This is a genomic window from Streptomyces hokutonensis (assembly GCF_000376565.1).
GTDB classification, from domain to species: domain Bacteria; phylum Actinomycetota; class Actinomycetes; order Streptomycetales; family Streptomycetaceae; genus Streptomyces; species Streptomyces hokutonensis.
In genome coordinates this window covers 80101-92587 of the sequence record NZ_BARG01000013.1, presented here as the reverse complement: position 1 = coordinate 92587, position 12487 = coordinate 80101, and the positions used below count along the sequence as shown (strand labels likewise).

12 protein-coding genes are annotated in these 12487 nt (G+C 70.7%); 8 read left to right on the top strand and 4 right to left on the bottom strand.

The window, feature by feature from the left end; translation table 11 throughout:
* Window position 1 precedes the first annotated feature (1 nt).
* Window positions 2-355, bottom strand: coding sequence for an SsgA family sporulation/cell division regulator (locus SSP08S_RS05610; RefSeq protein WP_019066592.1), 354 nt, complete (start codon window positions 353-355; stop codon window positions 2-4).
* Between the two features lie 170 nt (window positions 356-525).
* Here SSP08S_RS05610 and SSP08S_RS05605 point away from each other — a divergent pair, with 170 nt between their 5' ends.
* From SSP08S_RS05605 to SSP08S_RS05570, 8 genes are all read left to right on the top strand, one after another.
* A complete protein-coding gene (locus tag SSP08S_RS05605) occupies window positions 526-1548 on the top strand; it encodes an energy-coupling factor ABC transporter permease (RefSeq protein WP_019066591.1) in 1023 nt (340 codons plus the stop codon).
* A gap of 1 nt (window position 1549) precedes the next feature.
* Window positions 1550-2311, top strand: coding sequence for a cobalt ECF transporter T component CbiQ (gene cbiQ / locus SSP08S_RS05600; RefSeq protein ID WP_019066590.1), 762 nt, complete (start codon window positions 1550-1552; stop codon window positions 2309-2311).
* Window positions 2299-3063, top strand: a complete 765-nt coding sequence (locus tag SSP08S_RS05595) for an energy-coupling factor ABC transporter ATP-binding protein (RefSeq protein WP_026178202.1) — start codon at window positions 2299-2301, stop codon at window positions 3061-3063. The genes cbiQ and SSP08S_RS05595 overlap by 13 nt, the downstream gene beginning before the upstream one ends.
* Entirely contained in the window at window positions 3060-3518 is a 459-nt protein-coding gene (locus SSP08S_RS05590; protein WP_019066588.1) for a MarR family winged helix-turn-helix transcriptional regulator, read from the top strand. Before SSP08S_RS05595 ends, SSP08S_RS05590 begins: the two co-directional genes overlap by 4 nt.
* A 128-nt stretch (window positions 3519-3646) precedes the next feature.
* Window positions 3647-4093 carry an organic hydroperoxide resistance protein gene (locus SSP08S_RS05585; RefSeq protein WP_019066587.1) on the top strand — a complete coding sequence of 149 codons (447 nt, stop codon included), beginning with the start codon at window positions 3647-3649 and terminating at the stop codon, window positions 4091-4093.
* Window positions 4094-4130: 37 nt separating this feature from the next.
* Window positions 4131-5294, top strand: a complete 1164-nt coding sequence (locus SSP08S_RS05580) for a serine hydrolase domain-containing protein (protein ID WP_019066586.1) — start codon at window positions 4131-4133, stop codon at window positions 5292-5294.
* 67 nt (window positions 5295-5361) lie between these two features.
* On the top strand, window positions 5362-6834 hold the full coding sequence (locus tag SSP08S_RS05575; protein WP_019066585.1) for a purple acid phosphatase family protein: 1473 nt from the start codon (window positions 5362-5364) through the stop codon (window positions 6832-6834).
* 136 nt (window positions 6835-6970) lie between these two features.
* Complete coding sequence (locus SSP08S_RS05570) at window positions 6971-7381, top strand: RidA family protein (RefSeq protein WP_019066584.1); 411 nt, start codon at window positions 6971-6973, stop codon at window positions 7379-7381.
* A 46-nt stretch (window positions 7382-7427) separates the two neighbouring features.
* Here SSP08S_RS05570 and SSP08S_RS05565 read toward each other — a convergent pair whose 3' ends face one another.
* The 3 genes from SSP08S_RS05565 to SSP08S_RS05555 are packed head-to-tail and all read right to left on the bottom strand — an operon-like array spanning window position 7428 to window position 12479.
* The gene (locus SSP08S_RS05565; RefSeq protein ID WP_019066583.1) at window positions 7428-10181 is read right to left on the bottom strand and encodes a bifunctional YncE family protein/alkaline phosphatase family protein; all 2754 of its coding nucleotides are present in this window, start codon (window positions 10179-10181) and stop codon (window positions 7428-7430) included.
* 13 nt (window positions 10182-10194) lie between these two features.
* On the bottom strand, window positions 10195-11544 hold the full coding sequence (locus tag SSP08S_RS05560; RefSeq protein ID WP_019066582.1) for an ABC transporter permease: 1350 nt from the start codon (window positions 11542-11544) through the stop codon (window positions 10195-10197).
* A complete protein-coding gene (locus SSP08S_RS05555) occupies window positions 11541-12479 on the bottom strand; it encodes an ABC transporter ATP-binding protein (protein WP_019066581.1) in 939 nt (312 codons plus the stop codon). The genes SSP08S_RS05560 and SSP08S_RS05555 overlap by 4 nt, the downstream gene beginning before the upstream one ends.
* Window positions 12480-12487: the final 8 nt, after the last annotated feature.

Here is a 12487-nt window from a genome sequence, read left to right as displayed (position 1 = left end):
CTCAGGTGCCGACGGGTGCGGCGGCCGTATAGGTCCGCCGCAGGAAGCGCATGATCGTCTTCGTCTCGAACTGGACGACGGAGACGCCCTGTTCGGAGTGGAACTCGACCACGGCCTGCACCCGCCCGCAGGGCCACACGCGCACCTCGCCGCTGCCGGCCGGGGCGCGCAGCCCCTCCTCCAGCAGCTCCCGGTCGAAGGTCCAGGCATGCGGTCCGGGCAGGTCGATACGGACGGTTCGCGGATCGGATTCGGGGTCGTACCGCAGAACGACGGGCACGGCGGCGGGGTCCAGCCGGTCCACGTCCTCGTCGGTGACGATATGGGCTCGCGCGTACTGTTCGACTACGGACATCGGGCGGCCCCTTACGCTGAGTGACCTGTGTGAAAGCTATGCATCCGCTTCCACTACCCCAATGTCGCATATTTTCCCGGGAGCGCCCCTCGAGGCGACAGATCTCACATAACGAATGGGGATCTTCTCGCTCTTGCAAAGGACTCGCAACAACCATCTAAAATCAACCCGTGCATGTCCCTGACGGATTCATCGACGCCCCCGTATCCGCCGCGACCGGATTGGTCGCCGCCGGCGCCATCGCCGTGAGCCTGCGCGGCGCGCGCCGCGAACTCGACGAGCGGACCGCGCCGCTGGCCGGCCTGGTCGCCGCCTTCATCTTCGCCGTCCAGATGCTCAACTTCCCCGTCGCGGCCGGCACCAGCGGCCACCTCCTGGGCGGCGCCCTGGCCGCGATCCTCGTCGGCCCCTGCACCGGCGTCCTCTGCGTCTCGGTCGTCCTGCTCATGCAGGGCATCCTCTTCGCGGACGGCGGGCTGACCGCGCTCGGCGTGAACATCACCGACATGGCGATCACCACGACGGTCGTCGCGTACGCCGTCTTCCGCGGCCTGGTCAAGATCCTCCCGCGCACCCGCCGCTCGATCACCGCCGCGTCCTTCACCGCCGCCCTGCTCTCCGTCCCCGCCGCCGCCCTCGTCTTCACCCTCCTCTACGCCCTCGGCGGCACCACCGACGTCTCGATCGGCAAGGTCGCCACCGCGATGATCGGCGTCCACGTCCTCATCGGCGTCGGCGAGGCCGCGATCACCGCACTGACGGTCGGCGCGGTGATCGCCGTACGCCCGGATCTCGTCTACGGCGCACGCGGCCTGGAGCAGCGGCTGAAGCTGCGGGTGAACGGCGAACTCGTCGACGCCACGCCCGAGTTGGAGCCAGTACGTGCCTCGCACCGTAAGGTGTGGATCACCGGTCTCGTCGCTTCCCTCCTCCTCGCCGGTTTCGTCAGCTTCTACGCCTCCTCGAACCCCGACGGCCTGGAGAAGGTCGCCGCCGACCAGGGCATCGACCGGGCGGCGAAGGAGCACGCCTCGGCCGACTCCCCCCTCGCGGACTACGGCGTGCGCGATGTCGAGGACGCCCGGCTCTCCGGCGGCCTCGCGGGCGTGATCGGCGTCGGCGTCACGGTCGTCGCGGGCACGGGAGTCTTCTGGGCGGTCCGCAGGCGCCGTAGCACCTCGCAGGCGGCCTGAGATGGGCGCGGGCCACGCCCACCGGCTCTACCGGCACGGCCACTCCCGCGTGCACGCGCTGCCGCCGCACACCAAGCTGGCCGCCGTGTTCGCGTTCGTGGTGGTCGTGGTGTCGACCCCGCGCGAGGCGATGTGGGCGTTCGGGCTGTACGCCGTGCTGCTCGCGTGCGTCGCCCACGCCGCCCGTGTGCCCGCAGGCTTCCTGCTCCGCCGCCTGCTGATCGAGGTGCCCTTCGTCGCGTTCGCGGTGCTGATGCCTTTCGTGGCCGAGGGCGAGCAAGTGACCTTCCTGGGGCTTGAGTTGAGCGTGAACGGCCTCTGGGGCGCCTGGAACGTCCTCGCCAAGGGCACGTTGGGCGTCGCCGCCTCCGTCCTTCTCGCCGCCACCACCGAACTCCGCGAACTCCTCCTGGGCCTCCAGCGGTTGAAGCTCCCGCCGCTCCTCGTCCAGATCGCGTCCTTCATGATCCGCTACGGCGATGTCATCACGGACGAGATGCGGCGGATGCGGATCGCCCGCGAGTCACGGGGTTTCGAGGCCCGGGGCGTCCGCCACTGGGGTGTGCTCTCGAAGTCGGCGGGCGCGCTGTTCATCCGCTCCTACGAACGCGGGGAGCGGGTCCATCTGGCCATGGTGAGCCGGGGTTACGCGGGTTCCATGCCGGTGATCGACGAGGTGACCGCCGACCGGGCGCAGTGGTCGTACGCCCTCGCACTGCCCTGTGCCGCCCTTGTCGTATGCCTGTTGGGATGGACGCTGTGACCGACTCCCCTTCGTTGGATGTCTCCGGGCTGGCCTTCGCCTACCCCGACGGCCATCAGGCCCTGTTCGGCGTCGACTTCACCGTCGCGCGCGGCGAACGGGTCGCCCTGCTCGGCCCGAACGGTGCCGGCAAGACCACTCTCGTGCTGCACCTCAACGGCATTCTCACGGGCGGTGCGGGCACCGTGACGGTGGCCGGACTCCCGGTCGGCAAGCGGCACATGGCGGAGATCCGGCGCCGGGTCGGGATCGTCTTCCAGGACCCCGACGACCAGCTCTTCATGCCGACGGTGCGGGAGGACGTGGCGTTCGGTCCGGCGGCGGCCGGGATGAAGGGCGCGGAGCTGGAGCAACGGGTGCGTACGGCACTGGAGTTGGTGGGGATGGCTGACTTCGCGGACCGTCCCCCGCACCATCTGTCGTTCGGGCAGCGGCGCAGGGTGGCGGTCGCCACGGTGTTGGCGATGGAACCGGAGATCCTCGTCCTCGACGAGCCCTCCTCCAACCTCGACCCCGCCTCCCGGCGCGAACTGGCCGACATCCTGCGGTCGTTGGACGTGACCGTCCTCATGGTCACGCACGACCTGCCGTACGCGCTGGAGCTGTGCCCGCGCTCGCTGATCCTGAGCGAGGGCGTGATCGCGGCGGACGGCGCGACCGGCGAACTCCTCTCCGACGACGTGCTGATGCGGGCCCATCGTCTGGAGTTGCCCTTCGGGTTCGACCCGCGGTCCGTGACAATGGGCGCGTGACGAACGAGGACCATACGTCGCTGCTCCTCGACGAGCAGCTGTGCTTCGCGCTGTACGCGGCCCAGCGCGCGCTGACGGCCGCGTACCGCCCGCTCCTCGAGGAGCTGGAGCTGACCTACCCGCAGTACCTCGTCCTCCTCGTCCTGTGGGAGCGCGGCGAGAGCACGGTCAAGGACCTCTCGACCGCGCTGCGTCTCGACTACGGCACGCTGTCGCCGCTCCTGAAGCGCCTGGAGGCGGCCGGGCTCGTCCACCGCGAGCGCGCGGCCCACGACGAGCGCTCGGTGCTGGTCGCCTGCACGGAGCGCGGCAGCGCGTTGAGGGAGCGCGCGGCCCGGGTGCCGGGCGCGCTGCTCGCGGCGACGGAGCTGGAGATGCCGGAGGTCGTACGGCTGCGCGGGGAGCTGTGGCGGCTGGCGGAGCGCGCTGAGGCGGCGGCGGAACGGGCCCGCTGACCTCGGGTTACCGGCGGTTGCTACCCCCTGGTAGCCGCAGGCGCCCTACCGGTCAGTATCTTGTGCACGATGTAGTTGCCCACTCTTGTATTTCCGTCCCGTGTTTCCGTTCTGGGGGAGGTCCCGCCATGGCCGACGACACCGCCGTCGACACCCGCCCGACGAAGATCATGTACGTCGCCGAGGCCACCGCGCACGGCGGCCGGGACGGCTATGTCAGCAGCCAGGACGGCCAGCTCGCCCTCCAGGTCGCGATGCCCCCGGCCATGGGCGGCGACGGCAACGGCACCAACCCCGAGCAGCTCTTCGCGGCCGGCTACAGCTCCTGCTTCCACAACGCGCTGGTCCTGGTCGGCCGTAGGGCCGGCTTCGACCTGACCGGTTCCACGGTCGCCGCGAAGGTCGGCATCGGCCCCAACAAGCAGCGCGGCTACGGCCTCGCGGTCGCCCTCAGCGTCTCCCTCCCGGTGCTCGACCCGGACATCGCGGCGAAGCTGGTGGACGCGGCCCACGAGGTCTGCCCGTACTCGAACGCGACGCGCGGGAACATCGACGTCACGATCCTGCTTGGTTGAGGTAGGACAGCGGACCGGCGGGACCAGGAGTGCGGACGTGGACGTGAACGGCGTGGTGGCCGAGGGCTTCGAGCCGGTCAGGGAGGCGTTCGCGGCCAACTTCGAGGTACGCGGGGACCGGGGCGCGGCCGTGACCGTGTACCGGGACGGCCACCGGGTCGTCGACCTGTGGGCCGGCACCAAGGACGTCGACGGCACCGCGCCCTGGCAGCGGGACACGGCCCAGATCGTCCGCTCGGCGACGAAGGGCGTGGCAGCGGCCGTACTGCTCCTGCTCGCGCAGCGCGGGGAGCTGGACCTGGACGCTCCCGTGGGCGACTACTGGCCGGAGTACAAGACGGCCGGCAAGGAACGCACGCTCGTGTGGCACCTGCTCGCGCACCGTGCGGGCGTCCCGGTGCTGGACCGCCCGCTGACCCCGGCGCAGGCCGCGGACCCGGTGCTGGGCGCCGCGGCGGTGGCGGCACAGGCACCGGTGTGGGAGCCGGGCACGGACCACGGCTATCACGCGCAGACGTACAGCTGGCTGACCGGTGAGCTGGTGCGGCGGGTGACCGGCCGGTCGATCGGTGAGTGGATCGCGGACGAGATCGCGGGCCCTGTCGGGGCGGACCTGTGGGTGGGGCTGCCGTCCGGTGCGGCGGGGCGGGTGGGCCGGGTGGCGCAGGTCGAGGCGGCCCCGGCGGACGCGCACGGCCTCCGTGTCCGCCCCAAGCGGTCGGTCTCCGAGGCGTACGCGAACCCCGACTCCCTCACCCGGCGCGCGTTCGGCGCGATCACCCCGATGCCGGACGAGAACGACCCGGCGTACCGGGCCGCCGTACTCCCCGCGTCGAACGGCATCGCGACGGCGGACGGCCTGGCCCGTTTCTACGCGTCCCTGATCGGCGAAGTGGACGGCGGGACACGGCTGTTCACCCCCGAGACGGCCGAGCTGGCGCGCGCGGAGCGCTCCTCGGGCCCCGACCGCGTCCTCGTGATCAACACCCGTTTCGGCCTGGGCTACATGCTGCACGGCGGCGCGTCCCCGCTCCTCTCCGACGGCTCCTTCGGCCACCCGGGCCGGGGCGGCGCACTGGGCTTCGCGGACTCCGATTCGGGCATCGCGTTCGGGTATGTGACGAATTCGTTCCGGAAGAGTGTGACGGCTGATCCACGGGCGCAGGCCCTGGTCAGGGCGGTGCGTACCGCACTGTCGTAGCGCACTGGTACGGCTGCGGCCGTCGGTACCACGGCCGGCGTTCACGGCCCTGGGGCAACAATGGGGTATGCGCTGCTGCTTCTCGGCTCCCCTCGCGGCCCTCGCCGCGCTCCCCACTCCGTACGACGTCCTGCGCTCCGGCACGCTCCTCGCCCCGGCGCTGCTGCGTGCCGCCCACGCCCGTCCCGGACGCGGCGGATTCCGCCAACTGGCCGCCGTCCACCTGGAGTTGGTCACCCTCACCGAGGACAGCGCCATCATCACCTGGCACACCCGGATACCCGGCACCGACGACGGTTTCGGCCACCCCATCCCCGCGGTCACCGAGGGCGAGGTCGTCTACGGCACCCACCCGGGCCGGCTCAACCGCGTCGCCGCCGAGGACCGGCCCACCGCGCACCACCAGGTGGAGCTGACCGGCCTGGAGCCCGGGCAGACGTACTACTACCGGGCCCGCTCCCGGGGCGTGACCGCCGTACCGACGCCGTTGCAGCATGTGCGCGGGAACGCCGTCGGGACCTCGCGGCACGGCCTCGGCTCGCTGACCGGCACGTACTCCTTCACCACGCCCCAGCCCCCGCCCGGCAGGCACCTGCTGTCCATCGCGCTCTGCAACGACCTGCACCTCGGCGAGACCACCGCGGGCCGCATGGCGGGCTTCCCGCTGCTGCGCGGGGTGTCGCAGGCGGCGGGTCTCGCCGCCTATCCGGAGATCATGACCCGGGCCCTGGTGGAGGAGGCCAAGCGGCGCGGGGCGGACGTCCTGCTCGCCGCCGGGGACATCTCGGCGGGCGGATCGCCGCAGGATCTGGCCGAGGCCAGACGCATTCTGGACGGCTTCGGCACGCTCGGCCGGGACTATCTCGTCGTACGCGGCAACCACGACCGGGCGGGGAGTTCCGCCGACACGTTCCGGGAGGGGTTCGGCGATGGCTTCGGCGGCGGGCCCGGGTACTTCGCGCATGATCTCGGCGGGTTGCGGATCATCGGGCTCGACACGTACGCCAAGGCCGGCAACGGGGGTGACGCGGGTGGGCTCGGTGAGGAGCAGCTGTCCTGGTTCCGGGCGCGGCTGAGGGCGGAGCCGGACCGGCCGACCGTCGTCTTCGGCCACCATCCGCTGACCGTACGGGACTCCGTGTTCCCGGTGACTCGGGGGCAGCAGCTCGATCGGCGGCAGGCGCGCGCGATCGTCGACGCGTATGCCTCGGCGCCGGGGGTTTTCCTGCACCACGCGGGCCATACCCACCGGAACAAGCGGACGCTGCTGGTGCGGGCGCCGCATGTCGTGCAGCAGGAGGTGACCGCTGCGAAGGACTATCCCGGGGGGTTTCTGCTGCTGCGAGTTCACTCTGGGGGTTACGCCCTCAACCACTACAAGGCTGGTGGTGTTGAGGCGCGGGAGTGGGGGGAGCGGTCTCGGCGGGTGGCGGGTGGGCTGTGGCCGCACCATGCGCTTGGGCGGGCGGCCACGGATCGTAACAGCGTTCGGGCCCATGATCTGTCCGGTGTTGGGGCGCTGGGGGTGTCTGTTGCCTGAGTCGATCGGGTAGTCGGTTGGGTGCTGCGCCGTTGGGGCTGGTCGCGCCGTTCCCCGCGCCCCTAAAACTGGCCCTTCGGGCCGTTTTAGGGGCGCGGGAACGGAATGGGCGGAGTGTGCGGGGCGTTTCCCGTCCATGACGCTCAAGAACGACGCGCGCACGATCACCAACCCGCCCGCGCTCCACGACCCCACCCCCTTCGGGTACAGCCACGCGGTGTCCGCGCCCGGTGAACTCGTCTTCATCGGCGGGCAGTACGCGTCCGACGAGACGGGGGCGCCGGTGGTGGGGGACTTCTCGGCGCAGGTGGACGTGGCCTTCGCGCGACTCCGGTCGGCGCTTGCGGGAGTGGGTCTCGGGTTCGAGCACGTGGTGCGGCTGGGGACGTTCGTCGTCGACCACGACCTCACGAAGCTGGAGACCCTGGGCAAGGCGCTGCACGCGCACTTCGGCGACCGTCTGCCGGCCCAGACGCTGAGCGGGGTCGCCTCGCTCGCGCTGCCCGGGATGCTGTTCGAGGTGGACGCGGTGGCGGTACGCCCCTGACCGGCGGTGACGCCGGTCAGGGACCGTTGACGGGCCGGGGCTCCGGTCAGCCGTCGGACTCCGGCGACGGGAGGTAGGCGCCGGGGACGTCGTCCGGTGCGTAGATCTTGCTGTCGCCGGGGTAGGGCTTGGTCCAGTTGTGGGTCTGGTACCAGGTGTAGCGGTTCATCTGGGTGGGGTTGGCGTAATCGGGGACCGCGTGGGGGCCGGTGAGGCGCTGGTGGGAGGCCCAGGTCTTCCACTCTGCCGCGAGCGTCTTCTCGGCCTGCGGGACCGCGACCGTTGTCGGTGCGGCCAGGGCGTTCTTGTCCTGGGCCGCCGGGGTGTCCGAGCCGCAGGACGGCTGGGGGCTCACGCCCAGGGTGAGGGACGTGCGGTTGGGGACCGCGGTGAACGGGGTGGTGTCGGGCTTGTTCGTGAAGGCGCCGTACATGGGGGTGGCCGCGCTGTCGAGCTGGTTCATCGGGTGGATGCCGAGGATCTGCTCGATCGTGCGGACCATGGTGATCTGCGAGTAGTAGTGGTCGTCGACCGTGCCGTGGTTGGCGTACGGGCTGATGACCTGGACCGGGGCGCGGTGGCCGTCGACGTGGTCGAGGCCGGCCTGGGAGTCGTCCTCGACGACGAAGATCGCCGAGTCCTTCCAGTACTTGCTGTGGGTGATCTTGTCGACCATCTTCCCGACCGCGAGGTCGTTGTCGGCGACCTCGGCGGCGGCGTTGGCCGGGCCGCCGGTGTGGTCGTTGGAGAACCAGAACATGTTCAGGTTCGCCGGGCCGTTCTTGTCGAAGTCCTGCTGCCAGATCTGCTCTTTGTAGATGTCCGGGACGTCGAGGTCGAACAGCGGGAAGCCCTGCACCGACACGTCGTTGAGGGAGGGGATCGCCGAGCCCGTCTTGATGGGGTAGGCGGTCTCCGCTCCGGTGGCGGCCATGTTCTTGCTGTCGCAGTACAGGTTCTGCCAGGTCGCGCCGGCCGGCTTGGTCTCCAGCGACTGGAACTCACCGAAGTCCTTGACGGACTTGCCGGCCGCCTGCGCGCCGGTCCAGATGAAGCCGGTCTTCTGGTGACCGAGGACGTCGTTCTCGGTGTCGTAGCTGCGCGTGTACTCGCCGGCCGACGACTCCGTGTACTCCGGATTGTCCGACTGCATCAGCCAGTTGTGGCCCTCGGCGGAGTTGGTGCCGATGTCGTAGAAGTTGTCGTAGAGCCCGAACTGCTCGGCCAGCGCGTGCTGGTTGGGCGTCACGTTCTCGCCGAACTGGGTGAGCGAGGCGTTGCCGTTGCCCTGCGGGAGGTCGCCGAAGACCTGGTCGTAGGTGCGGTTCTCCTTGACGAGCAGGAAGACGTGCTTGATCGTCGAGGGGTCGCCGATCCGCGTCGGGACCGGGACGGCCTTCGCGCGGCTCTTGCTCTTGGCCGTGGCGACCGAGCCGGGCGTCCAGCCGTTCTGCTTGAAGACCTTGGCCGTCTGGGACTTGACGGTCAGGTCGCTGGGCAGCGTGAACTGCGTGACGCTCGACGTCGTGTCGTGCGTGTTGTGGCCTGCCGCGTCGGGGCGGAGGGCGTCCACGCCGCGGGTGTTGGCGACGACGATCTGCTTGCCGTCGGCCGTGATGCCCGAGGGGAAGTAGTCGGTGGGGAGCAGGCCGACGTAGCGGGCGGGCTGCTGCGGGGAGCTGTAGCGGTAGACGGCGACCGCGTTGGCGCGGCCGAGCGTGACCAGCAGCCGGCCGTCGTCGGTGAGCGTCACCGCGTTCGGCTCGTAGCCGACGGACGCCTCGGGCCACGGCTGGGTGGCGATCGTCTGGACGACCTTGTCCTTGCGGGTGTCGATGACCGACACGCTGTTGTCGGCGGTGTTGGTGACGAACACCGCGCCCTTCTTGGCGTACACGGCGGTCGGGTGCAGTCCTACGGCGATGGTGCCGACGGCGGCGGACGGGTCGGCGGTGTCGATGACGCTGACCGTGCCGGTGGTGCTGGCGCCGGTCTTGGGGTTCGCGGGCACGTCGGTGCCGTAGGAGTTGATGGTGGTGTCGCCGGCCTTCGCCGGGCGCCCGCCCTCGTTGCTGACGTACAACTTGCCGCCGACCAGGGCGATTCCGCGCGGGGCGGTGCCAACTGTCCAGGTCTGGTTGATGGTTCCGGTCGCCGCGTCGATGGCGACCACCTTGTTCTGGCCGTTGACCGCCGAGTAGACGGTGGAGCCGTCGGGGGAGAACACGGCCGCGCCCACGAGTGCCTGCTTGGCGCCGTCGGCGGCGATCGGGACGGCGGTGGGGCTCGCGAGGGTGCCGTCGGCGTTGACGGTGAACTTGGTGTAGCCGTTCGCCTGCCCGAGCCACAGCTGCTTGCCGTCGGGCGAGTAGGTCGGCCCTTCCTGGCCGACGGCGCCGCTGCTGATGCGCAGGTCGTCCGCCGTGCTGGTGCCGATCTTCTGCTTGATCTGACCGGTAGCCAGGTCCATGACCACCAGAGAGGCGTCGCCGTCGGCGATCGAGGCGGCGAGGTGGGTGCCGTCCGGGCTGACCGTCGACGACATGATCTTGCCGTCGTTGATGACGGTGCGGCTGCCGTACGGCTTGATGTACTGGTCGCTGGAGATGACCTGGCCGTTGGCGGTGGTCTGGCCGACCTGCTGGGTGCCGAACTGGTATGTCGAGGCGACCGCCGTGCCCGTGACGCCGAGGGCGACGGCGATACCGGCCGTCACGAGCAGTGCCCGGCGGCCGACGTGTCTGCCGAAGAGGTTGACCTGGTTTTTCTCGTTGATCCGACGCTGGCGGGTTACCTGCACGGAACTGTTCCCTTCACTGGGTTTCGAGCAGTTCGACGTTGCCGTCGAACTGCCACAGCGGATTCGGGGCATCGCCGGTCGAAGTCCGCACCAGGAAGTAGCCGTTGACTTCCTTGGGACCGTCGCCGTCCGCCACGAACCGCCCGTCCGAGGTGATGTCGAGCTGGTAGATCGCCGACCCCGTGACCGCGACTCCGGGGAGATGCCAGCTCACGACGCAGCGCCAGTCGTTGCCCGCGCCCTCCTGGGCTGCCTGGCCGTCGCTCTTGGTGCAGGCCGCCGAGGTCCGGAGCTGGGCCTCGGTGACGGCGGGCCGGTGGAGTTGCTCGGTCTGGAGGCGGTACAGGTGCGCGAACACGATGGCGAGGGATTTCTGCACCTTCGCCTGCTCGATCCCCGAGCCCGTCGACGGAGTCGCCACGGCGACCGCCCCTACGGTGACTGCGGTCAGCGCGGCCAGCGGCAGCACGCCGAAGGTGAACGCGCGGCGCCCGGAGCCGTCGTAGGCCGGGTTGGTGAAGTCCCGCCGTACGAACAGGAGATGAGCCAGCGCGGTCGCGAGTACGGCCCACGCCAGACTGACCGCGACCGCGATCAGGAGCGGGGTGAGCTGGGCCGGGCTGGTGAACAGGCCGTTCCAGGAGATGAAGGCGTAGCCGGGGAGGGCGAGGCGCACGGCGACGGGCAGCGGCAGCATCTGAGCGACCTGCATCGCGAGGGCCACCAGCACCGGCAGCAGCAGCCCCATCGAGGACCGGCCCAGCGCGACCGACCCGAGGAGGCCGATCGCGGCCAGCGCCAGGGTCGGGGCGAGGGCGCAGAGCCAGGCGAGCAGGACCCGGCCGGCCGCGTCGCCCGGGGACAGCAAGTGGCCGTCGAGGCCGACCAGCGGCTGGTTGCCGACGGCCAGGAGCCCGCCGACCGTGCTGGAGACGGCCAGCCCCGCCACCAGCGCCAGGATGACGGTGACGCTGGCCAGCGTCTTCGCCACGAAGATCCGCGCGGGCGAACGGACCGCCACCAGCAGATGCCGCCAGGTGCCGAGCCGGTCCTCGGCGGCGAACACGTCACCGGCGACGAGGGACGTGAGCAGCGGCAACGCCCAAGTACCCGCGAAACCAAGCATGACCAACGGCCCGGCCCACCCCGTGGCGTGCATCCAGCGCCCGAAGAGGGTGTCGGAGGGGAGGGTGTCCTGCTGGCTCACCCCCGCGACGAAGAGCGCGGGCGCGACCCAACAGGCGAGCACCAGCAGCCGGACCCGCCACTGCGAGACCAGCTTGACGAGTTCGAAGCGGTAGCCGCGCGCGACGGAGACGGGGGGTGCCGTGACGGTCCGTTCGGCAACGGCGACCGCGGTCATCGACCCGCCTCCTGATCGGTGAGCGCGAGGAACGCGGCCTCCAACGGCGATACCACGGGCGCGAGTTCACGCACCGCGATGCCCGACCGCACGACCTGGGCCACCAGTTCGTCGAGGGCGGGCGTCAGCGCGCGTACGACGAACACGTCGGCGTCCTGCCGTACGACGCTGTCGTCGACGATCCGGACGCCGGCGGTGTCGGCGGCGAGCCGGCGCGCGGCCCCGGGGTCCGACGTCCGCAGCCGGTAGTCGAGTTCACGGCTCTCGGCGGCCAGCTTGCTCAACGGCCCGGAGAACACGACCCGTCCGGTGGCGAGGATCGTGACCTCGGAGCAGAGCGCCTCCAGGTCGTCCATACGGTGGCTGGAGAGCACCACGGCGGTTCCGTCGGCGGCGAGTCTGGTGAGCACTCCGTGCACATGTCTCTTGCCCGCCGGATCAAGGCCGTTGGACGGTTCGTCGAGGATGAGCAGCCGGGGTCTGGTGAGCAGTGCGGCGGCGAGCCCGAGCCGTTGGCGCATCCCGAGCGAGAAGCCACGCGCCCGGTCGTCGGCGACATCGGTGAGGCCGACCTGGTCGAGCACGTCGTCGATGCCCGCCGTCCGCGCGTCGCCGCCACGAAGGGCGGCCAGCGCGGCGAGGTTCTGCCGGGCGGTGAGAGAGGGATAGAGACCGGGCCCGTCCACGAAACCGGCCACACCGTCGGGGGCGGCGAACGCCCGCCCCACCTGCTGACCGAGGATCTCCAGCCGCCCGCTGTCGGCGACGGCCAGCCCCAGCAGCAGACCGAGCAAGGTGGTCTTGCCCGCCCCGTTCGGCCCGACCAGACCGTGGATCTGGCCCTGCGTCACATCCAGATCGACGCCATCGAGCGCGACGACCTCGCCGAAGCACTTGCTGATCCCGCCGGCCCGGACCGCGTGGAGTGTCTCCATGAGCCCCT